This window comes from Halomonas alkalisoli (assembly GCF_021412585.1).
Lineage (GTDB): Bacteria > Pseudomonadota > Gammaproteobacteria > Pseudomonadales > Halomonadaceae > Halomonas > Halomonas alkalisoli.
In genome coordinates this window covers 162,592-183,832 of the sequence record NZ_JAKCMI010000023.1, presented here as the reverse complement: position 1 = coordinate 183,832, position 21,241 = coordinate 162,592, and the positions used below count along the sequence as shown (strand labels likewise).

Sequence of the window (21,241 nt, the reverse complement as noted above, 5' to 3'; positions counted from 1 at the left end):
AAAATCAGCTCAAAGTACTCATTTACACCCCGTAAACTCCGTTTTTTCGCTGATTTTTGCCTTGTCTGACCTTCGCTCGCCGGCTTTTCAGACGAAGCCTAGAGCACTTTACCCAAGCCGCTATTGTCGTGCCAGCCGCAGCGGCTCGGGCGGCCTCTCGCCGGGGGTGGCGCGCCAGGGAGAGATATCCAGCCCGCCGCGACGCACGTAGCGCGCCAGCACCAGCAACCGTTCCGGGCGCGCCCGGGCCATCAGGTCTGTGAAGATGTGCTCGACGCAGTGTTCGTGGAAATCCTGATGCTGGCGGTAGCCGATCAGGTAGCGCAGCAGGCCTTCACGGTCGAGCTTCGGTCCACGATAGCGGATCAGCAGGCTGCCCCAGTCGGGCTGGCCGGTCACCGGGCAGTTGGACTTGAGCAAATGCGAGTAGAGCGTCTCCTCCACGACCTCCTCTGCCACCTGCAGGTGCTCGGCGCTGGGCGTGTAATCGGCAATCTCGATATCCAGCTCGTCGAGGCACTCGCCCGGCAGGCGCTGTACGGCAAGGACGTTGTCGTCGACACCGAACAGTTCGACGGAGACCGGAGCACCCGCGGCGGCGGAAAGGTCCGCTACCAGGGTGTCGATCACCTGCTCGCGACTGTCGAAGCGGGTCTGGTTGAAGCCGTTGAGATAGAGCTTCCAGGACTTGGACTCGATCAGGTTCGGCGAGTCTGCCGGCAGGCGGAAGCGTGCCACGGCGACAATCGGCTTGCCGCGCCCGTTGAGCCAGCTCACCTCGAAGGCATGCCACTCGTCCTCGCCGACGAAGGGCAGGCTGCCCTCCTCGATGCCCAGCGGCGCCCGATTGGCGGCACGGGGAATGGGATAGAGCAGCCCGGCATCATAGCGCTCCGGGTAGGCGGACTCGCGCCCCAGCGGGGCATGCTCGAGGGTATCGGGACGATGATGTGTCATCAGCTGCGAATTCCTTTGCCACTTTCCAGCATCCAGAGGGCGATGCCGAAAAGCACCACGATGAAGGTGACGATAGCGGCCAGCGCCCAGCCCACCGGAATGTCGGAGACACCCAGGAAGCCATAGCGGAACACGTTGACCATATACAGAATCGGGTTGAGCATCGATACTCCCTGCCAGAAGGTCGGCAGCAGCGAGATCGAGTAGAAGACCCCGCCCAGGTAGGTCAGCGGCGTCAAGATGAAGGTCGGCACGATCGAGATGTCATCGAACTTCTTGCCCAGCAGCGCGTTGATGAAGCCGCCGATGGAGAACAGCGCGGCGGTCAGCACCACCACGCCGACGGTCAGGAACGGGTGTGCCACGCTGATGCGGGTGAAGAAGAGCGACACGATGGTGACGATCAGCCCCACCCCCAGGCCGCGCGCCATACCACCGAACACGAAGCCGGCCAGGATCACCCAGCTGGGCATGGGCGAGACCATCATCTCCTCGATGGAGCGCTGGAACTTGTTGGAGAAGAAGCTCGATGCCACGTTGGAGTAGCTGTTGGTGATCACCGCCATCATGATCAGTCCCGGGACGATGAAGTCCATGTAGCTGAAGCCATCCATCTCGCCGATGCGCGGCCCGATCAGGTTGCCGAAGATGATGAAGTACATGGTCATGGTGATCGAGGGCGGCAGCAGCGTCTGCGGCCAGATCCTCGTGAAGCGCTTGATCTCCTTGTGCACCAGGGTCCACAGGGCGATGGCGGTCTGAATCGCATTCATGAACGGGCCTCCGCGCGCTCGGCTTCAGCCTTTTCCTCGTTGCCCTGCTCGACCATGGTAACGAACATCTCCTCGAGCCGGTTGGCGCGGTTGCGCATGGAAACCACCTGAATGCCTCGCTCACTCAGCGCGGTGAAGATATCGTTCAGGCGCTGACCACGATGGACCGCCACCGCCAGCTGGGCGGCATCCACCTGGTGCACCTCGAAGCCATCGATGGCCGGCGGCTCGTCCACCGGGTGAGCCAGGTCGAGCAGAAAGGTCTCGGTATCGAGTTCGGCGAGCAGCCCGCGCACGCTGGTGTTGCGGATGATTTCACCGTGATTGATGATCGCCACGTTACGACAGAGGCTCTCCGCTTCCTCGAGATAGTGGGTGGTCAGGATAATGGTCGTGCCCTCTTCGCGATTGATGCGACGCAGGTACTCCCACATGCTGCGACGCAACTCGATGTCGACGCCGGCGGTGGGCTCATCGAGGATGAGCAGCTTGGGCCGATGCATCAACGCACGGGCGATCATCAGCCGGCGCTTCATGCCGCCGGAGAGCATGCGGGCATTGCCGTTACGCTTGTCCCAAAGCCCCAGATCCCGGAGCAGCCGTTCGGCCCGGGGCAGCGCCTCGCGGCGCGTCATGCCGAAGTAGCCCGCCTGGGCCAGCACGATGTCGATCACCTGCTCGAACTGGTTGAAGTTGAACTCCTGCGGCACCACGCCCATGAGGCACTTGGCGCGGGCGAAGTCTCGGTCGATGTCGATACCGAAGACCGAGACCTTGCCGGCGCTCTTCTGCACCAGCGAACAGACGATGCCGAGGGTCGTGGACTTGCCGGCGCCGTTGGGGCCCAGCATGGCAAAGAAGTCGCCCTGCTCGACGTCGAGGTCGATGCCCTTCAGGGCGTGAAAGCCGTTGCCGTAGACCTTGGTCAGGCCACGGATCGACAGCGCCGGTTCGGCCATGAGACATCCTTGCGTTGGGATAGCTTGCGTTGAGACGGAAAGAGAGTTCAAGACATTAGGGCGCGAAGCATTTTTTCAAGTCGCGAACGGGAAAAACGCAGAAGCCCTCGCCCATGGGCAAGGTGATCAAATTCTTTTAGGGGGGAGAAACTGGAGCGGGAAAGGAGATTCGACGGTCCGGCGCCCCGGCTCTCGGGCCGAGCCTTGGCACATTCGAATTTGGAAAAAGAAACTGGAGCGGGAAAGGAGATTCGAACTCCCGACCCTCGCCTTGGCAAGGCGATGCTCTACCACTGAGCTATTCCCGCTTATTGAAACCACCTGGATAGATCAGACTGACTGGCGTCCCATAGGGGGTTCGAACCCCTGTTCCCGCCGTGAAAGGGCGGTGTCCTAGGCCACTAGACGAATGGGACTGATCTGGAGCGGGAAAGGAGATTCGAACTCCCGACCCTCGCCTTGGCAAGGCGATGCTCTACCACTGAGCTATTCCCGCTTGTCTGACAGTCTATGCTATCGGTAATGCATACTGGAAGAGTGGCGTCCCATAGGGGGTTCGAACCCCTGTTCCCGCCGTGAAAGGGCGGTGTCCTGGACCACTAGACGAATGGGACGCAATGACTTCCAAAAAGCTTGGAGCGGGAAAGGAGATCGATCGGACTGGCGCACCAGCTCACGACCCTCACCTTGACCTGCTCACCTGCCGAAGCAGGAATTGGAGCGGGAAAGGAGATTCGAACTCCCGACCCTCGCCTTGGCAAGGCGATGCTCTACCACTGAGCTATTCCCGCACTCCGCAACCTGAAGAAAACGAGTGGCGTCCCATAGGGGGTTCGAACCCCTGTTCCCGCCGTGAAAGGGCGGTGTCCTGGACCACTAGACGAATGGGACGCAGCCGTCTCGCTTCAACGAGGTGGCGCGAATCTTACTCAAGCACCTCGGGGCTGTCAACCGTCGACCTTGAACGCCCCGGGGATGGAAACCGCAGGCCCATCCGTTGTCTCATGGGAGACATGATGGCCAGGCCCGAAATGGATGGCATGATGGAAAGCACCGCCCCCAGGAGGAGAGATGCCATGCGCAAGAAGATCGAAAAAAGCGACGCCGAATGGCGTGCCCAGCTCAGCCCCGAGCAATATCGCGTGACGCGCCAGAAGGGCACTGAGCCCCCCTTCAGCGGCAACTATCGGGTGAGCGACGAGCACGGCATCTACCACTGTGTCTGTTGTAACGCACCGCTGTTCGAGAATGAGCACAAGTTCGATGCCGGCTGCGGCTGGCCGAGCTTCGACCGACCACTGGGCAAGGCCGCCATCGAGGAGAAGCCGGACGACGCCCATGGCATGCAGCGCACCGAGGTGGTCTGCTCCCACTGCGATGCCCACCTGGGCCACGTCTTCCCCGATGGCCCGCCGGAGTCTACCGGGCTGCGCTACTGCATCAATTCCGTGGCGATAAGCTTCCACCCGGGAGAGTAAGTCTCGCCGCTAGCCTGCACTGTCGGGGCCGCCCTTCTGCTATGATGGGCGGCCTTTTTCCATCGGTTTGCGGGAGTGGTGCAATGCTCGGCTGGTATCCGGGACACATGAACAAGGCACGCCGCCAGATCCAGGAGGCGCTGCCGGAGATCGACGTGGCGATCGAGGTACTCGACGCCCGCCTGCCCTACTCCAGTGCCAACCCCATGCTGGCCAGCCTGACCCGCCACACGCCGGTGCTGAAGATCCTGTCGCGGGCCGATCTTGCCGACCCGGAGCGCACCCGCGAATGGGTCGCCTACTTCGATGCCCAACCCGACACCCGCGCCCTGGCCGTGACCACCACCAATGCCCGGGAGCTCAAGCGCATCCCCAAGCTGTGCCATGAGCTGGCCGGCCAGATCCGCGCCGACCGCGACGTTCGGGTCATGGTCATGGGCATCCCCAATGTGGGTAAATCGACCCTGATCAATGGCCTGGCCGGGCGCAGCATCGCCAAGACCGGCAACGAGCCCGCCGTGACCAAGCGCCAGCAGAAGGTGCGCATCACCGGCCGGGTGGCGCTGATCGACACTCCCGGGGTGCTGTGGCCGAAGATCGAGGACCAGGCCAGCGCCTATCGGCTGGCCGCCACTGGCGCCATTCGCGACACCGCCATCGACTATGTCGATGTCGCCGTGGTCACCGCCGCCGAACTGGCCAGGCGCTACCCCGAAGCGCTCAGGAGCCGCTACAAGCTCGTCGAACTGCCGGGCTACGCCCCCAATCCCGATGCCGACCGGGTCGAGGCCGACGGTCCTCAGCGGGTCGACCTGCTGGCCCTGGCCGGCTTCGACGGCCACGCCATCCTGCGTGACATCGCCAGTCGCCGCGGCGGCCTGCGTGCCGGCGGCGAGGTCGACTTGCATCGCGGTGCCGAAGTGCTGCTCCACGAGCTGCGCGACGGCAAGCTGGGACGACTGACCCTGGAGACACCGGACGACATCCCGCCGCCTCCCGCCCCGGAAGCAGAAGCAGAGGCAGGGACAGGGACAGAAGCACTCCCTCGGGATAACGATAGCGGCGACGACAGCGAGACCGCATAATCAACAGCGCTGCCCGACGGCCAAACTGATCGGGCAGCCACTGGACACCACTGGAATTCGGACACCTCATGGACACGCCCTCCCTTTTCAGGAAATCGCATAAGCTCGACAACGTCTGCTACGACATCCGCGGCCCGGTGCTCGAGCATGCCAAGCGGCTGGAAGACGAAGGCCAGCGCATCCTCAAGCTCAACATCGGTAACCCGGCGCCGTTCGGCTTCGAGGCACCGGAGGAGATCCTTCAGGATGTGATGCGCAATCTTCCCACGGCCCAGGGCTACTGCGATTCCAAGGGGCTCTACTCGGCACGCAAGGCGATCATGCAGGAGTGCCAGCGCAAGGAGATTCCCGGTGTCGGCATCGAGGACATCTTCATCGGCAATGGCGTCTCCGAGCTGATCGTGATGGCCCTTCAGGCGCTGCTCAACGACGGTGACGAGGTGCTGATCCCGGCGCCCGACTACCCGTTGTGGACCGCCGCGGCCCACCTCTCCGGCGGCCGTGCCGTGCACTACCGCTGCGACGAGCAGGCCGACTGGGCACCGGACGTCGACGACGTGCGGGCCAAGGTGACCAGCCATACCCGGGCCATCGTGATCATCAATCCCAACAACCCCACCGGTGCCGTCTACCCCCCGGCGGTGGTCCGCGAACTGCTCCAGGTCGCCCGGGAGCACGACCTGGTGGTGTTTTCCGACGAGATCTACGACAAGATCCTCTACGACGACACCGAGCACGTGGCAACCGGCGCCCTGGCCGACGAGGACCAGCTCGTGGTGACCATGAACGGCCTGTCGAAGAGCTACCGCTGCGCCGGCTTCCGTTCCGGCTGGATGACCCTCTCCGGCAGCGTGGCCATGCAGCGCGCCCGGGACTACATCCAGGGCATCAACATGCTGGCTTCCATGCGCCTGTGTGCCAACGTCCCGGCCCAGCACGCCATCCAGACAGCGCTGGGCGGCTATCAGTCAATCAACGACCTGATCCTGCCCGGCGGGCGCCTGTTGGCCCAGCGCGACATTACCTATGAAAAGCTGAACGCCATCCCGGGCGTGTCCTGCACCAAGGCCAAGGGCGCGCTCTACGCCTTCCCGCGGCTCGACCCCAAGGTCTACCCCATCCAGGACGACCAGAAGCTGGTGCTGGACCTGCTGCTGCAGGAAAAGATCCTGCTGGTCCAGGGCACCGCCTTCAACTGGCCGGAGCCGGACCATGTGCGCATCGTCACGCTGCCCTGGGCCGACCAGTTGGGCGATGCCCTGGATCGCTTCGAGCGCTTCCTGTCGCGCTATCGGCAGTAATCGTTGCCTGGCGGCACCATAAGAGCCTGAATTTTGGGCCAGCCTTGAAACCCAAGGTAAGTGGCCGTATCTAAACATCAGTCTATTTCGGCCGCGGGCAGCGCGGCCCACCTTTCCTGGATAACGACCGGAGTTTCCGAACGATGATGAGAATACTGCTCTTCCTGGGCACCAACCTGGCGGTCATCGTTGTCGCCAGCATCACGTTGCGCCTGCTGGGGGTAGAAGGCTACCTGCGCGGCCAGGGCATCAACTTCAACGCCCTGTTGATCTTCTGCTTCATTGTCGGCATGGCCGGCTCGATGATCTCGCTGTTCATCTCCAAGTGGATGGCCAAGCGTTCCACCGGCACGGTGGTGATCGAGACGCCGAGCAACGCCACCGAGAAGTGGCTGCTCGATACCGTGGCCGAACTGTCGCGGGATGCCGGCATCAAGACGCCGGAAGTGGGCATCTTCCCGGCCCAGCAGTCGAACGCCTTCGCCACGGGTTGGAACAAGAACGACGCGCTGGTCGCGGTTTCCGCCGGCCTGCTCAACCGCATGCGTCCCGAAGAGGTGCGCGCGGTGCTGGCCCATGAGATCGGCCACGTAGCCAACGGCGACATGGTCACCCTGGCGCTGATTCAGGGCGTGGTAAACACCTTCGTGATGTTCTTCGCCCGGGTGGTGGCCCACCTGGTGGACAGCTTCCTGAAGAGCCGTACTGATGGCGCGGGGCTTGGCTTCATGGGCTACTTCGCGGTGGTGATCGTCGCCGAGATCGTCTTCGGCATCATCGCTTCGGCCATCGTTGCCTGGTTCTCGCGCTTCCGCGAATACCGCGCCGACGCCGCCGGCGCGCAACTCGCCGGCTCCGGGGCCATGATCAATGCCCTGGCCCGACTCAAGGCCGAAACCCAGATGCCCGACCAGATGCCGGACACCCTGCGCGCCATGGCTATCACCAAGGGCCAGACCAAGTCGCTGATGGAGCGACTGTTCGCAAGCCATCCCCCGCTGGATGATCGCATTCGTGCGCTGAAGGAAGCGGCCTACCGCTAACCGGCCTCTCTCCTGGCCGACACCTTCATCTCAAGCCAGAAAGCCCGCCATGGCGGGCTTTCTGCATTTTCTCAACCCACGTTGTCATCAAATCACGCGACAGCCCATGCCCTTGAGCAGCGGGGCCAGTTCCCTGGCTCCTTCGCGCAGCTCGACCTCAAGGGTGGAGAGCTCACGCCGCAGCGGATAATCGGCCCGGCAGGCATCGAAGCCGACAGCCATGCCGCGCCGACGCGATTCGCGATACAGCGCATCGTGGTCGCGGCGCACGTCATAGACCGTACGCAGGCAGCGTCTCAGCGCGTCCTCTGGCTCCAGGCCGCCATCCAGCACCAGCCTGGGCAGCGGCGGCGCCGGCAGCAGTGAATCCAGCGTCAGCCGTGCCGGCAGCCCCAGGTGGCGGCAGAGCGCCGCGTAGACCTGATGGGTGCCACGCAGCTTGCCATCGAGGCTGTGGCCGGCGATATGCGGCGTCGCAAGGTTGGCCAGGTCACGCAGCGCGGCATCGATTGCCGGTTCCGACTCCCAGACATCCAGCACCGCACTGATATCACCCGGCCCGGCCAGGCGCTGGCGCAGGGCCAGTCCATCGATGCAGTCGCCACGCCCGGCATTGAGCAGCACCGTACCCGGCTCGATGCGCGCTATGCGCTGGGCATCGAGCAGATGATGGGTGGCATGGGGGCCCTCGCGCACCAGCGGCGTGTGCAGGCACAGCACGTCGCACTCGTCGATCAGGGTATCTAGGTCGACAAACCGCGGCACGCCCGCCTCGGCGCCTTCCGCCTCGGCCCGAGGCGGGTCGCAGGCCAGGCACTCGACACCCATGGACGCCAGGCGCCTGCGCAGCCGCTCGCCCACGTTGCCGACCCCGACGATACCCACGCGGCGCTCGGACAGCTGCCACCCCTGGCGCTCGGCCAGGGTCAGCAGGCTGCCCAGCACGTAGTCCACCACCGCTTCGGCATTGCAGCCAGGCGCACTGGCGAAGCCGACTCCATGGCGAGCCAGGGCCCGCATGTCCACATGGTCGGTGCCGATGGTACAGGTGCCGACGAAGCGTAGCCGTGAGTTGCCGCTCATGGCCGCATCCACCACCGCCTCATCGATACGGGTGATGGAGCGCACCACCACGACATCGGCATCGCGTAGCGCCGCGGCGTCGATCTCGCGCCCCGGCAAGCGAATCAACTCGCCCAGTTCGCCGAAACAGGCGTCGGCGGCGGGCACGTTGGCATCGACCACAATTCTCACGAGTCCTCTCCTTGATACCAGGGCTTGTCCAGTCTGCTCGAACCCTTACAATACCGCCACCTGACATTGGCACGCCGCTACGCGGCGACGCCCGACTTGCTGGAGCCTTCGTGATCATCCGCTGGGAAAGTGACCATGACTATGTGCTGGTGCATATCCATCAGGACATGTTCGGCGACTGGATCTTCAGCCGCGCCTGGGGGCAGATCGGCACCCAGTTCGGTGGCCTGAAGCATCTGCTCGCCGACGATCATGACCAGGCCATGATGTGGCTGGGTGACGAGACCACCATCCAGGCCTCGCGCGGCCTGCGCAAGGTGCTCGAAGTGGACGACGAGAGCGCCGAGGGCCGCGAGGCCGTCAGTCAGCTATCGCTGCTGGACTCGCTATAGCGCTTCGTGAACGGCAGGGTTCAGTCGGCTCAAGCTTCGTGAACTACAGGTCCTGGCGAACAACCTCGCTGGCATCGATCCAGTACTGCAGCAGCTCCAGCAACTCCTCGCTCACTCCCTCCATCTCCCGGGCGTGTTCCTTTACTTGCTCGTTGTCCTGATGCTCCTTGAGTTCCAGCGCCTCCTCGGCGAGGCGATCATAGGCGGCGTAGAGGGCGGCGATTCGTGCCGTATGTTCGCCCCCTCTGACCGGCGACTCATCGAGCGCGGACAACCACTGCTTCAGGCGGCTTTTCCTGCTACTGATCGCCGGCGGGGCCGCGCGCTCACCCTTCAGGTAGTGCAGCAGCCCGGCAGCACAGGCGCGATGATCGACCATGGCATAAATGGCCTGCAGCTCTTCCGGCCGGGCACGCTGACGATGGCGCCAGGCCGGGTCGGGGTGCCACGACTCGAGCCAGCCCGGAATCGCCTTCGCGGGCATGGGCCGGGCAATGGCGTAGCCCTGGCCCAGTTGATAGCCCATTGCCAGCAGCATGCGTCCGTGCAGCAACGTCTCCACGCCTTCGGCAATGATGCCCCGGCGGAAGGCGACGGCCAGCCCAAGCACACCCTCGAGAATCGTCAGATCCTCGGGATCATCGAGCATGTCGCGTACGAAACTGCGGTCGATCTTCAGCACGCTGGCGGGGAAATGTCGTAGATACGTCAGCGAGGAATAGCCGGTGCCGAAGTCGTCCAGCGCGAATTCGACGCCAAACGTTCGACATGCCTTCATTACGCTTGCCACATGGGCAATATCTTCCAACGCATTCGTTTCGAGCACCTCCAGTTCGAGATCGCCGGGCCTCAGGCTGGGATGACGCTCGACTTCGGCACGCAGGCGTTCGACGAAGTCGCCCTGCTGGAGGTGAATGGCGTCGATATTGACGCTGACCGGCAGCCTGATGCCCGCGTCGGCCCAAGCATCGAACTGACCCAGCGCCTCGGCCAGCACCCATTCACCCAGGTCAATGGCAAGGGGATGCTGCTGGATGGCCGGCAGGAAAGAGGCTGGAGCCAGGAGCCCGCGCTCCGGATGCTGCCAGCGAATCAGCGCTTCGACACCGACGACCTCGCCGGTGCACATGTTGACCTTGGGTTGGTAGTACAGCACGAACTCGTCATCGGCCAGGGCCTGGCGCATGCGTTCGACACTTTCATGATGTCCGCGCACCGCGCGGTCGTGTTCGGCATCGAAGATGTGAAAGCGGTTCTTGCCCGCCTGCTTGGCCTGATACATGGCCTGGTCCGCCTGGCGGATCAGCTGCTCGGGCTCGATTTCATCGTCGGGAGAAAAATGGACCACGCCGATGCTGCCCGAGACGTGCAGCAAGGTCTCTTCGATCTCGATTGGCTCCGCGATACGGCGCAACAGCCGAGCGATGAGGCCAATCACGGTGGCCACATCGCTCTGCTCCGGCAATACGATGATGAACTCGTCCCCCCCCAGGCGGGCCACCGTATCGGCCTCACGGAGGGCCGACGTCAGGCGTTCGGCAATGGTCACCAGCACCCGGTCGCCAACGTCGTGACCGAGCCGGTCGTTGATCTCCTTGAAGCCATCCAGGTCGATGTACGCCAATGACACCTTGCAGCTGCTGCGCCGCGCCGCCAGCATGGCCTGGCGCAGCCTGTCGGCCAGCAGGATTCGGTTCGGCAGTCCGGTCAGGCCGTCGAAGAACGCCATGCTCTGGAGCTGGCGCTCATGCTCCTTCTGGCGGCTGATATCGGTGAACACGGCCACGAAGTGAGACGTCTGCCCCTGCTTGTCGCAGACCTTCGAAATGGTAAGCAGTTCGGGGTAGTCTTCGCCGTTCTTGCGCCGGTTCCAGAGCTCGCCTTCCCAGGCGCCCTTCTCCAGCAGCTCCTTCCACAGCGCTCGATAGAAGCCCTCTTCCTGATGGCCCGACTGCAGGAGACGCGGGTTCTTGCCCACGACCTCATCGCGTCGGTAACCGGTGATACGCATGAAGGCCTCGTTGACTTCGATGATATCGCCCTTGGCATCGGTAATGACGATGCCCTCCCGCGCATGCCGAAACACGCTGGCGGCCAGCTCCAGCTCCGCTGTCTTGCGCGATACCAGCTGGCGAAGCCTGACGTTCCAGGCCACGACCATGGCAACCAGCAGTGCCAGGCCCGCCGCATAAGGCCAGTACGCCTGCCAGGCAAAGGCCCTGCTCGGCAGCTCGGCTCTCACCCACTTCTCGTGCAAGCGGTCGAGCGTGCCACCGGCGCGGGCAATGTCGGCGCGCTGCGTGGCGACGAAGATGGGGGCAGGAAACTCGAAAACGGTCTGGGTGAAGTCAAACTGCCGGTCTCGGGCCTCGCTGTAGAAAAAGCGGGTGAGGACGTGGGTTTCCCCACTCGGTACGCGTTGCTGCGCCTGCTGAAAGACGGTGCTGCCTGAATTACCAGCCCCCTGCGCTGCGCCAGCCAGCGCCAGCAGAAGGCCACCCAGAGCGATGTGCTGCCACCGCCTTCGTTGCGGTGCATCCATTTTCACCCCCCTGAGCTTTCGAAGCCATGCTTCACGATTGTTGCTAAAACGCGGATGTCATACCACCGCGCAGCAGCCCACTGGCTTACGTTGGGTCAACGTATCCGACTCAGAGGAGGTAGCGCCGCCCCCCGGGGCGCGGGGCCGGCGGTTTCCGCTCTGCCTCCTGTGGCTCGAGCTCGCCCGCATTCAGCCGCTGCCAGGCGGCCTCATTCAACCAGTGACGCTCGGCCAGCCACGCCGCCAGGCGCGGCGGCTCGAAGCCGCGGTCGAGCTCCTTGCCCGCCTCGTCCGCCAGTACCGGTATGCGCACCCCGTAGCGTTCGATGAGGGCATCATCTTCGCTGATCTCGACCTTCTCGAGGTGGTATTCACCCTGCAGCAGCAAGGTCAGCAGGGACTCCTGCCGCTCGCAGAGATGGCAGCCCAGGGTGGTGTAGAGCCTCAGTCGAATCATGCGCCCTCCCGGTGGCGAATCAGGAAGCAGTGATGCAGGTCGGGGCGCCGTTGAAAATCCGGATCGAACGTCTTGGCCGAAATTTCCTGTACCGCATAGCGCTCGGCCAGCTCCGGATCTAGCTGGAAGCGGCGCTGATTGTTAGAGAACACCAGGGTTCCGCCAGGGGCCAGGCGCGCCATGGCCAGCTCCAACAACCGACCATGGTCGCGCTGCACGTCCAGGGTACCGTCCATCTTCTTGGAGTTGGAGAAGGTGGGCGGGTCGAGGAAGATCAGGTCGAACTGCGCCCTGGCGGTCTCCAGCCAGCGCAGGCAGTCGTCGCGTACCACCCGGTGCCGCGCCGGATCGAGTCCGTTCAAGGCAAAGTTGTCCCGCGCCCACTCCAGGTAGGTATTGGAGAGGTCGACGCTGATGCTGTCCGATGCGCCACCCGCCTCCTCGGTGCCCAGGGCCGCCTGAACCGTGGCCACGGCGGTATAGCAGAACAGGTTGAGAAAGCGCGTGCCGGGCGCCATCTCGGCCAGCATGCGCCGCACCGGACGGTGGTCGAGGAACAGGCCGGTATCGAGATAGTCACGCAGATTGACCCACAGCCGGGCACGCCCCTCGCGCACCTGGAAACGCTCCCCGGTGCTGGCCTGCTTGCGATACTGCTCCTTGCCACTCTGCTTCTCGCGGCGCTTGATCACCACCCGGCTCGAGTCGATGCCCAGCACCTCGGGAATCACCTGCAGGGCATCGAAGAGACGCTTCTGGGCCTGGTCGGCATTCACCGAACGGGGCGGCGCATACTCCTGTACGTGGACCCGGTCGTCATAGACATCGATGGCCAGGGCATACTCCGGCATGTCGGCGTCATAGAGCCGGTAACAGGTCTCGCCGGACTGCTTGAGCCACTTCTTCAACCGCTTGCGGTTCTTCTCCAGGCGGTTGGCGAACATCTGCGCTCCTTCGCTGCGCACCGGCCCTTCCGCTTTCACCGGACTATCCGTGCCGGCAGCCGGCGTCACGTTCATCAACAGCAGCTTGGCATCGAGCGGCCCGTTCTTCAGCGAGTACTGCTTGTCGGCCCGCAGCCCGATGCGATGGCCAAGATCGGGGTTGCCGGTGAAGACGGCCAGGCGCCAGCCGGGGAAGGCGCGGCGCACCCCCTCGCCCAGTTCGGCATAGAGCGCCACCAGCTCGGGTAATTCCCCCAGGCGCTCCCCATAGGGAGGGTTGGCGATCACCAGCCCCTGCGCCGCCTCATCGAGCTCGTCGGGGCGCTGGAGCTGTTCCAGCGAGGCGCCCTTGAACGTGACAAGGGCCGGAATGCCGGCTCGCATGGCATTGGCCTTGGCCGCGGCCAGCGCCGGTGGGCTCTGGTCGAAGCCGAACAAGCGGTTGCGGCAGCGCTTGCGGCCGATGCTGGCGCGCGCTTCCGCCTCGCGCCTGAGCTCTGCCCACAGCGCCTCGTCGTGCTGTGCCCAGCCGTGAAAGCCGAAGCGTACCCGACTCAGGTTGGGGGCCATGTCGGCGGCCATCAGCGCCGCTTCGATCAGCAGGGTGCCGGCACCGCAGAGGGGGTCCACCAGGTGTTCACCGGCACGCAGGCGCTCCTGCCATCCGGCCCGCAGCAGCAGGGCAGCGGCGAGGTTTTCCTTCAGCGGCGCATGGCCGACGTCACGACGGTAGCCACGGCGATGCAGGCTCTCTCCGGAGAGATCCACGCCAAGCGTCAGTCGGCCGCGATGAAGGTTGGCATAGAGGCGAAGGTCCGGGTCCTTCAAGTCGACATCGGGCCGCGGCCTTCCCGCCGTCTGCAGGGCATCGACCACACCGTCCTTGACGGTCTGGGCACCGAAGCGGGTATGGCGGATCTGCTCCGAGCGGCCATGGAAATCCACCGCCAGCGAGGCACCGGCTCGCAGGTGGCGGGCCCAGTCCACGGTGGTGACCGCCTGGCGCAACGAATCGGGGCTCTCGATGCCCTCCTCGCGCACCAGGCAGAGCACGATGCGATTGGCCAAGCGCGACCAGAGGCAGGCACGATAGGCGGCTGCCAGGTCGCCCTGGAAGTGGACGCCGGCCACGGTGGTCTTGATCGGCTCGGCGCCCAGGGCACGGAGCTCGTCGGCCAGCAGCTCTTCGAGCCCCTTGGGGCAAGTGGCCAGGAAGGCATGGGGTTCGGTTTGGAGTGACTCGCTCATGGTGTCGTTCCCGCCCCTCGGGTCGGGCATGTTCCTTTTGTTACAAAATTGAGTCCGGCTTTTGACGAAAGATAGGTCGACAATGACACCCGAAATGCGCTAAGACTAGTCTTAGTAGCTACTGTAAGGATGCATGCGTTCTCTTGGCGAGTCCTGTTTGGACTTGCACCCATTCGCTCTGCCGTTTTACACGGTTATGCGGGCGGTGGAACGTCGGGTCGTACATGTCGTGCGCCCCAAATTGGTACCTTTACGAGAGGTCATCCGATGAAAAGACAGAAACGTGATCGCTTCCAGCGCGCCTACCTCCATGGCTACAAGGCAGGCATTTCCGGGCGCTCCCGCGACGACTGTCCCAGTCAGGATGTCAATATACGTGAATACTGGATGAGTGGTTGGCGTGAAGGCCGTGGGGATCAGTGGGCCGGTATGACCGGCGTCTCCGGCATTCACAAGAACCCCATGGTGTTGTAACGCATTTCCCACCCAATCAACCGTCCCTTGCCGCCCATCCGAGGCGGTGACGACACAAGCCCGTGAGTCGCTTCACGGGCTTTCTTGTATCTCCACCCCTTCCCTCTCGTCTTTTCTCAGCCCCGCGCCGCCTTGAGCGCCTCGGCACACTCCCCGACCAGGGCCGGGCCGCGATAGATGAAGCCCGAATAGAGTTGGACCAGATCGGCACCGGACGCCACCTTGGCCAAGGCCGCCTCACCGCTGTCGATTCCCCCCACGCCGACGATGGGCATCTCGGGCAGGTGGCGCCGCAGCTCGCGAATGACGGTGTTGGAGGGCTCGAACACGGGACGCCCCGACAGCCCGCCCTGCTCGTCGGCATGCGCCAGCCCGGCGACGGCTTCCCTCGACACGGTGGTGTTGGTGGCGATCACCGCATCGATGCCATTGGCCGAAATACTGGCGGCGACCAGCCCCACTTCCTCGGGCGTCATGTCCGGCGCGATCTTGACCGCCAGGGGTACCCGGCGCCCCGCCTGCTGATCCAGCCGGCTTCCGGCTTCGCGCAGGGTGCCCAGCAAGGCATCCAGGTGCTCCCCGAACTGAAGGTTGCGCAGCCCCGGCGTATTGGGCGACGAGATATTGACGGTCACGTAGTGGGCGTGGGCATGGGCCTTTTCCAGGCAGACCAGGTAGTCATCCACCGCCTGCTCCACCGGGGTGGTCAGGTTCTTGCCGATATTGATGCCGATGACGCCATCGAAGCGGCTCTTCTTCACCTGGGCCACCAGGTGATCGATCCCGGCATTGTTGAAGCCCATGCGATTGATGATCGCCTCCTGCTCCGGCAGGCGAAACAGGCGAGGCTTCGGGTTGCCCTCCTGGGGCCGCGGCGTCACGGTCCCCACCTCGACGAAGCCGAACCCCAGCGCGCCCAGGGCATCGAGGTGGTCGGCGTTCTTGTCCAGCCCCGCCGCCAGCCCGACCCGGTTGGGAAACCGCAGCCCCATCAGCTCCACCGGATCGTCGACCCGCGCCCCACCCAGCCGTGCGGCCAGCTTCAGGCGATGCGCCAGGTCCAGTGCCGAGAGTGCGTACCCGTGTGCGGTTTCGGCATCGAGTCGAAACAGGATCGAACGGGCAAGCGCATACATGGGCATCTCCAGGGGTCTAGGACGACAGGTCAAGGACAACAGGCGGGCGCGATTATAGCAGTGCTGCCCGCCCATGACGACGAACCCCGCCGTAGCGGGGTTCGTTGCCTTGATGACGAGGCAGCCTTGATGGTGAGACGGCCTGAGCGACCGGGCCGGTCAGCTCTCGCCGTTGCTCTCCGCCAGGTCGACCAGCTCGCGGACCGCCACGGCAAACAGCGGGAAGCTGGCCTGGCTGGCGCCGCTGCGCACTTCGGCGATCAAACGACACCAGCGCTCATGCAGGGAGCTGTGCATCTGCAGCCAGTTGTCGACCCTATCCTCCGGCTCGCGGCCATCCTCCGTTTTCAGCACGCTGACCGTCAGTGCCAGCTGCTGGCGGTCGATATCGTCGCGGAAGGTCTCGCGGGCCTGGGCCTGCCAGCTGTCACCCACCTCGAGGTTGGTCACCTGCTGAATCATCCACGGAAGCTCCAGCCGGCTGCCGATCTCATAGAAGACCTCGGCGACACGCTGCGGCTTCTCATCGCTCTGACGTGCCGCCTGTATGACGCCCAGTGCCCCGTACAGGCTTCCCGCCGCCGCCACGGTGCAGGCCAGGCCTTCCGGCACACCCGCCTCGATCAGTTCGTTGCGCTTGAGTTCCCAGCGCTCATGCTCTTCACCGCGGAGCAGCTCGCCAATGCTTTCCTGAAGCTGTGCCACCCGGGGCGCAAAGTACTCGATGGCATCCCGGGTGGAGAGCCCCAGCCGCTGGCGCAGGAACCAGCGGGTGCTGCGCCGGATCAGCCGCATCAGGTCGAGCATCATGGCGTACTGGATGTCGCTCGGCACCTGGTTGTCCAGGGCCTCGATCTGCTCCCAGGTGTCGGCCAACTGAAAGCTGTCCCTGGCGACGATATAGGCACGGGTGACATCGGCACGGCTAGCCCCGGTGGAGTCGATCAGGCGACGCACGAAGACGATGCCCATGTGATCGACCAGGTCGTTGGCCACCTGGGTCGTGACGATCTCGCGCTTCAAGCGGTGATCGTACATCTCGTCCCGGAAGCGCTCGACCAGGACCGGCGGGAAGATCCGCTCCAGATACTGCTGGATATAGGGGTCGTCGGGCACGTCGGAGGCGAGCACGGCGCCCTTGAGCACGCTCTTCGAGTAGGAGATCAATACCGAGAGCTCCGGCAGCGTCATGCCCTGCTCGGTAGTGGCACGCTCCTGGATCGTCTCGTCGACCGGCAGGAACTCCAGTTCCCGATCCAGGAGCCCCTGGGCTTCCAGCTCGCTGATGAAGCGACGATAGGGCGCGATACCATACTGAGACAGCATCTGCGACAGGTAGATCGCCTGGGTCTGGCGATAGTTGTCGAGAATCACCAGGTCGGCGACCTCCTCGGTCATGTCGGCGAGCAGCTGGTTACGCTGCTTGTCGGTCATGTCGCCACGCTTGACCACCTCGTCGATGAGGATCTTGATGTTGACCTCATGATCCGAGCAGTTCACCCCGCCGGCATTGTCGATGAAGTCCGTGAATACCTTCACGCCATTTTCGGCGGCTTCCATGCGCCCGCGCTGGGTCAGGCCCAGGTTGCCCCCCTCACCCACCACGCGACACCTCAGCTCCCGACCGTTGATGCGCAGCGAATCGTTGGCCTTGTCGCCGACCTCGGCATCGGTCTCGTCACTGGCCTTCACGTAGGTGCCGATCCCGCCGTTCCACAGCAGGTCGACCGGCGACCGCAGCATGGCGCGAAGCAGGTCGTTGGGCGAGAGCCGGTCCTCGGTGATGCCGAAGACCTCCTTCATCTGTGGCGTTATCGCGATTGACTTGGCGCTGCGCTTGAAGATCCCGCCGCCTTCGGAAATCAGGCCGGCATCGAAATCCTCCCAGCTCGAGCGCGGCATGGCGAAGAGTCGCTGACGCTCGGCGAAGGTGGCCGCGGCATCCGGATTGGGGTCGACGAAGATATGCAGGTGGTTGAACGCACCCACCAGGCGGATCTTGTCGGACAGCAGCATGCCGTTGCCGAAGACGTCGCCGGCCATGTCACCGATACCAAGCACGCTGAACTCCTCGCGCTGGGTATCCAGCCCCAGGCTGCGGAAATGGCGCTTCACCGACTCCCAGGCGCCACGGGCGGTAATGCCCATCTTCTTGTGGTCGTAGCCGTTGGCACCGCCGGAGGCGAAGGCATCACCCAGCCAGTGGCCGTAATCGGCGGAGATCTCGTTGGCGATATCGGAGAAGGTGGCGGTGCCCTTGTCGGCCGCCACCACCAGGTAGGCGTCGTCGTCGTCGTGGCGCACCACGTCCCTGGGCGGCACCACCTCGCTGCCCACCCGGTTGTCGGTGATATCGAGCAGGGCGCGGATGAAGGTCTTGTAGCAGGCGATGCCCTCCTGCTGGATGGTGTCGCGATCGGCACCCTCGGGCATGCGCTTGCAGACGAAGCCCCCCTTGGCCCCCACCGGGACGATCACGGCATTCTTGACCTGCTGGGCCTTCACCAGCCCCAGCACCTCGGTGCGGTAGTCCTCATGCCGGTCGGACCAGCGCAGGCCACCACGGGCCACCTTGCCGCCACGCAGATGCACCCCTTCCACCCGGGGCGAGCAGACGAATATTTCATAGGCAGGGCACGGCTTGGGTATCCCGGTGATACGGCGGGGTTCGAGCTTGTAGGCGATATAGTCCTTCGCGCGTCCCATGTCATTGCGCTGATAGTAATTGGTCCGCAGCGTTGCCTGGATCAGCTCCATATAGCGCCGCAGCAGCTGGTCGTCGTTGAGGCTGGCCACGCCGTCGAGATGGCGGACGATACGCTCGATGCACGCATTCACCTCCTCCTCGTCGGGGCGGTGAACCGGGTCGAAGCGCAGCGCGAAGAGCCTGACCAGCTCTCGGGTGATCTCCGGATGGTTGGCCAGGGTCGCCGCGATGTAGTCCTGGGACATGCCGAAGCGGATCTGCTTGAGGTAGCGTGCATAGGTACGCAGCATCGCCACTTCGCGCCAATCCAGGTTGGCGACGATGATCAGGCGATTGAACGAGTCGTTCTCCGCCTCGCCGGCCCAGATCCGCCGAAACGCCTCGATGAAGGGCTCGCGCATCTGCTGCAGGCTGACCTCGGTGCTGGTGTGATGCTCGAGGTCGAAGTCATGCAGCAGGTAACGAACGTCCGGCGTGTTGATCTCATAAGGGCGCTCGCCGATGACTCGCAGCCCCAAGTTCTCCATGACAGGCAGCACGTCGGAGAGCGGGATCGGGCGGTCGCGCTGGAACAGCTTGAGGTTGACCCCGCTTCCCTCCTCCTCGACCAGGCGATAGAGCGATAGCGCCAGGGGCTCGCCCTCATCCAGCTCGGCCAGGTGTTGCAGGTCGAAGACGGCCGTTCGGGAACCGAAGTCTTCACGGTAGCCGGCGGGGAAGGCATCGCGGAAACGATCCATCAGCTCATTGGCCTGTTCCTCGCCGAAGCCCTCGATCATCGCTTCCTGCAGCTCATCGCGCCAGCTACGGGCCAGCTGAGCTATCTTGGCCTCGAGGCGCTTGAGGTTGACTTCCCGGGGCACGTCGGTGTTGAAACGCAGGATGAACTGGATCCGGGCCAGCACCGACTCGGAGAGATAGGTGTTGAAATCCCCGAAGGTGGCGTCGAGTTCCTCGCAGAGCATCTGCTGGATACGCAGGCGCAGGTCCGTAGAGAACACGTCCCGCGGCACGAAGACCAGGCAGGAGTGGAAGCGTCCGGAATGGTCGGTACGCACGAAGATGCGAACCCGACGACGTTCACGTATATCGAGGATGCCCAGCGCCGTCCTGGCCAGCTCCTGGGTATCGATCTGGAACAGGTCGTCACGCGGATAGACTTCGAGGATCTGCAGCAGCTGCTTGCCGTTGTGGCCCTTGGGGTTGAAGCCGGCGATCTCCATCACCGCCTTGAGCTTGCGCCGCAGCAGCGGAATGTTGCGGGGCGATTCGTTGTAGACGCTGGAGGTGAATAGCCCCAGGAAGCGATGCTCGCCGATGACACGACCCTGGTCGTCATAGCGATCGACGGAGATATAATCCGGGTAGGTCGGCCGATGCACACGGGCATGATGCGCGCTCTTGGCGAACGACAGCAGTTGGGGCACCAGCACGAAGCGATTGCCTTCGACGCCCAGCTCGGTACGAATGCGCTCCTGGTAGCGCGGCAGGTCGAGACGAAACACGCCCAATTCACTGCCGGAGACCCTGGCCAGGCGATCCCCGTCGGCGCCGGACTCGATGGTGTACTCGTCGTAGCCCAGGAAGGTGAAGTTGTCGCGGACCAGCCACTCGAGGAACGCCACGGCCTCCTCGTGATCGTCCGGATCGACCTCCTCGGGGCAGCCGTTGCGAAGCTCTGAAATGGCCTCCCGCGCCCGGTCGCACATCGCCTCGTAGTCACCCACGGCGATACGCACGTCGCCCAGGACCTCGTGAAGGGCCCGCTCGATATCGGCCAGCAAGGCGGGGGCCGAATGACGGTCGATCTCGATGGCGATCAAGGACTCGCGGTGTTCCGGGGCCTGTTCTTCCCGTGGGGAGCAGACCCGCCTCAGATTGTGCTCGGCGTCCCGCTCCACCGCCAGCACGGCGTTATGGATCGCATGTACGGTGAGGCCGCGACGGTTGAGCTCGATCCGCACCGAGTCGACCAAAAACGGCATGTCCTCGTGCAGGACCGCAATGAAGGTGTGTGACGACTGCCAGCCGTGCTCCTCGAAGTCGGGATTGAAGACCCGCACCTTGGGTGACGTCGGGTCGTGCTGCTGGATGAAGTGCCAGACCGACAGGGTCGCACCGTAGAGATCGTCCAGCCGGCGGTCGGCCAGGTCCTCCAGCGGCACCGTGGCATAGAAATAGCGGGCAAAGGCTTCCACCTCGTCGGCCCGCTCCTTCTCCAGACGGCTATCCAGGCGCTCACGCAGCTGCTTGAGAATATCCTGTCTGCCTGTCTCGATCGTCTCGTATTGCATCCCTCACCTCGGCTGCCTGGAGCCGTAGCGATACGGCCCTGGGGTAGATTCACCGCGGCCAACTGGCCTCGTGGTGCCAAGCTTACTGCAGCCCCGGCGCGTACCCTACTGACTTGCCAGCCTTCTCATGGTGCATGTCGCTTGGGCATCGCCATATGACGATCTGCCACTTGACTTTCCCGAGAGAAAGGAAATTC

The 21,241-nt window shown here is 64.0% G+C and carries 15 protein-coding genes and 6 tRNA genes; 6 read left to right on the top strand and 15 right to left on the bottom strand.

The window, feature by feature from the left end:
* Positions 1-120 precede the first annotated feature (120 nt).
* The 9 genes from queF to LY622_RS09370 form a co-directional block, all read right to left on the bottom strand.
* Positions 121-957 carry an NADPH-dependent 7-cyano-7-deazaguanine reductase QueF gene (gene queF / locus LY622_RS09410; RefSeq protein WP_234290644.1) on the bottom strand — a complete coding sequence of 279 codons (837 nt, stop codon included), beginning with the start codon at positions 955-957 and terminating at the stop codon, positions 121-123.
* Positions 957-1,730: an ABC transporter permease gene (locus tag LY622_RS09405; RefSeq protein ID WP_234290643.1), complete on the bottom strand. Its 774-nt coding sequence runs from the start codon at positions 1,728-1,730 to the stop codon at positions 957-959. The genes queF and LY622_RS09405 overlap by 1 nt, the downstream gene beginning before the upstream one ends.
* The gene (locus LY622_RS09400; protein ID WP_234290642.1) at positions 1,727-2,689 is read right to left on the bottom strand and encodes an ABC transporter ATP-binding protein; all 963 of its coding nucleotides are present in this window, start codon (positions 2,687-2,689) and stop codon (positions 1,727-1,729) included. Before LY622_RS09400 ends, LY622_RS09405 begins: the two co-directional genes overlap by 4 nt.
* 233 nt (positions 2,690-2,922) lie before the next feature.
* Positions 2,923-2,997 (bottom strand) — tRNA-Gly (locus tag LY622_RS09395).
* A gap of 32 nt (positions 2,998-3,029) precedes the next feature.
* Positions 3,030-3,105, bottom strand: a tRNA-Glu gene (locus LY622_RS09390).
* Between the two features lie 5 nt (positions 3,106-3,110).
* Positions 3,111-3,185: transfer RNA gene (locus LY622_RS09385), tRNA-Gly, on the bottom strand.
* A 42-nt stretch (positions 3,186-3,227) separates the two neighbouring features.
* A tRNA-Glu gene (locus LY622_RS09380) sits at positions 3,228-3,303 on the bottom strand.
* A gap of 102 nt (positions 3,304-3,405) precedes the next feature.
* A tRNA-Gly gene (locus tag LY622_RS09375) sits at positions 3,406-3,480 on the bottom strand.
* A gap of 24 nt (positions 3,481-3,504) precedes the next feature.
* Positions 3,505-3,580, bottom strand: a tRNA-Glu gene (locus LY622_RS09370).
* A gap of 185 nt (positions 3,581-3,765) precedes the next feature.
* Here LY622_RS09370 and msrB point away from each other — a divergent pair.
* From msrB to htpX, 4 genes are all read left to right on the top strand, one after another.
* Positions 3,766-4,167 carry a peptide-methionine (R)-S-oxide reductase MsrB gene (msrB, locus tag LY622_RS09365; protein WP_234290641.1) on the top strand — a complete coding sequence of 134 codons (402 nt, stop codon included), beginning with the start codon at positions 3,766-3,768 and terminating at the stop codon, positions 4,165-4,167.
* An 83-nt stretch (positions 4,168-4,250) separates the two neighbouring features.
* On the top strand, positions 4,251-5,252 hold the full coding sequence (gene ylqF / locus LY622_RS09360; RefSeq protein ID WP_234290640.1) for a ribosome biogenesis GTPase YlqF: 1,002 nt from the start codon (positions 4,251-4,253) through the stop codon (positions 5,250-5,252).
* Between the two features lie 68 nt (positions 5,253-5,320).
* Positions 5,321-6,553 (top strand): pyridoxal phosphate-dependent aminotransferase, encoded by a 1,233-nt coding sequence (locus LY622_RS09355; protein ID WP_114478749.1) that lies wholly within the window; start codon positions 5,321-5,323, stop codon positions 6,551-6,553.
* Positions 6,554-6,696: 143 nt separating this feature from the next.
* Positions 6,697-7,596 (top strand): protease HtpX, encoded by a 900-nt coding sequence (gene htpX, locus LY622_RS09350; protein WP_066450164.1) that lies wholly within the window; start codon positions 6,697-6,699, stop codon positions 7,594-7,596.
* Positions 7,597-7,683: 87 nt separating this feature from the next.
* On the opposite strand, the gene pdxB is transcribed toward htpX, so the two are convergent.
* Positions 7,684-8,850, bottom strand: a complete 1,167-nt coding sequence (gene pdxB, locus LY622_RS09345; RefSeq protein WP_234290639.1) for a 4-phosphoerythronate dehydrogenase PdxB — start codon at positions 8,848-8,850, stop codon at positions 7,684-7,686.
* Positions 8,851-8,960: 110 nt separating this feature from the next.
* On the opposite strand from pdxB, the gene LY622_RS09340 reads away from it, so the two are divergent.
* Positions 8,961-9,242: a hypothetical protein gene (locus LY622_RS09340; protein WP_234290638.1), complete on the top strand. Its 282-nt coding sequence runs from the start codon at positions 8,961-8,963 to the stop codon at positions 9,240-9,242.
* A 43-nt stretch (positions 9,243-9,285) separates the two neighbouring features.
* Here the strand turns inward: LY622_RS09340 and LY622_RS09335 are convergent, their stop codons facing one another.
* The 3 genes from LY622_RS09335 to rlmKL all read right to left on the bottom strand — a co-directional run bounded on the left by LY622_RS09335 (position 9,286) and on the right by rlmKL (position 14,433).
* Positions 9,286-11,784 carry a putative bifunctional diguanylate cyclase/phosphodiesterase gene (locus tag LY622_RS09335; protein WP_234290637.1) on the bottom strand — a complete coding sequence of 833 codons (2,499 nt, stop codon included), beginning with the start codon at positions 11,782-11,784 and terminating at the stop codon, positions 9,286-9,288.
* A 109-nt stretch (positions 11,785-11,893) separates the two neighbouring features.
* Positions 11,894-12,241: a glutaredoxin family protein gene (locus LY622_RS09330; protein WP_234290636.1), complete on the bottom strand. Its 348-nt coding sequence runs from the start codon at positions 12,239-12,241 to the stop codon at positions 11,894-11,896.
* The gene (gene rlmKL, locus LY622_RS09325; protein WP_234290635.1) at positions 12,238-14,433 is read right to left on the bottom strand and encodes a bifunctional 23S rRNA (guanine(2069)-N(7))-methyltransferase RlmK/23S rRNA (guanine(2445)-N(2))-methyltransferase RlmL; all 2,196 of its coding nucleotides are present in this window, start codon (positions 14,431-14,433) and stop codon (positions 12,238-12,240) included. Before rlmKL ends, LY622_RS09330 begins: the two co-directional genes overlap by 4 nt.
* A gap of 267 nt (positions 14,434-14,700) precedes the next feature.
* Here rlmKL and rmf point away from each other — a divergent pair, with 267 nt between their 5' ends.
* The gene (gene rmf / locus LY622_RS09320) at positions 14,701-14,907 is read left to right on the top strand and encodes a ribosome modulation factor (RefSeq protein ID WP_043516906.1); all 207 of its coding nucleotides are present in this window, start codon (positions 14,701-14,703) and stop codon (positions 14,905-14,907) included.
* A 116-nt stretch (positions 14,908-15,023) separates the two neighbouring features.
* Here rmf and LY622_RS09315 read toward each other — a convergent pair whose 3' ends face one another.
* Both LY622_RS09315 and LY622_RS09310 read right to left on the bottom strand, forming a co-directional pair.
* Positions 15,024-16,043, bottom strand: a complete 1,020-nt coding sequence (locus LY622_RS09315) for a quinone-dependent dihydroorotate dehydrogenase (protein WP_234290634.1) — start codon at positions 16,041-16,043, stop codon at positions 15,024-15,026.
* 159 nt (positions 16,044-16,202) lie between these two features.
* Positions 16,203-21,044, bottom strand: a complete 4,842-nt coding sequence (locus tag LY622_RS09310; RefSeq protein ID WP_234290633.1) for an NAD-glutamate dehydrogenase — start codon at positions 21,042-21,044, stop codon at positions 16,203-16,205.
* Positions 21,045-21,241 lie beyond the last annotated feature (197 nt).

Coding starts and splice junctions, on each gene's coding strand:
- ylqF (WP_234290640.1), top strand. CDS start 4,251: ATGCTCGGCTGGTATCCGGGACACATGAACAAGGCACGCCGCCAGATC.
- LY622_RS09310 (WP_234290633.1), bottom strand. CDS start 21,044: ATGCAATACGAGACGATCGAGACAGGCAGACAGGATATTCTCAAGCAG.
- htpX (WP_066450164.1), top strand. CDS start 6,697: ATGATGAGAATACTGCTCTTCCTGGGCACCAACCTGGCGGTCATCGTT.
- queF (WP_234290644.1), bottom strand. CDS start 957: ATGACACATCATCGTCCCGATACCCTCGAGCATGCCCCGCTGGGGCGC.
- rmf (WP_043516906.1), top strand. CDS start 14,701: ATGAAAAGACAGAAACGTGATCGCTTCCAGCGCGCCTACCTCCATGGC.
- msrB (WP_234290641.1), top strand. CDS start 3,766: ATGCGCAAGAAGATCGAAAAAAGCGACGCCGAATGGCGTGCCCAGCTC.
- LY622_RS09335 (WP_234290637.1), bottom strand. CDS start 11,784: ATGGATGCACCGCAACGAAGGCGGTGGCAGCACATCGCTCTGGGTGGC.
- LY622_RS09315 (WP_234290634.1), bottom strand. CDS start 16,043: ATGTATGCGCTTGCCCGTTCGATCCTGTTTCGACTCGATGCCGAAACC.
- rlmKL (WP_234290635.1), bottom strand. CDS start 14,433: ATGAGCGAGTCACTCCAAACCGAACCCCATGCCTTCCTGGCCACTTGC.
- LY622_RS09400 (WP_234290642.1), bottom strand. CDS start 2,689: ATGGCCGAACCGGCGCTGTCGATCCGTGGCCTGACCAAGGTCTACGGC.
- LY622_RS09355 (WP_114478749.1), top strand. CDS start 5,321: ATGGACACGCCCTCCCTTTTCAGGAAATCGCATAAGCTCGACAACGTC.
- LY622_RS09405 (WP_234290643.1), bottom strand. CDS start 1,730: ATGAATGCGATTCAGACCGCCATCGCCCTGTGGACCCTGGTGCACAAG.
- LY622_RS09330 (WP_234290636.1), bottom strand. CDS start 12,241: ATGATTCGACTGAGGCTCTACACCACCCTGGGCTGCCATCTCTGCGAG.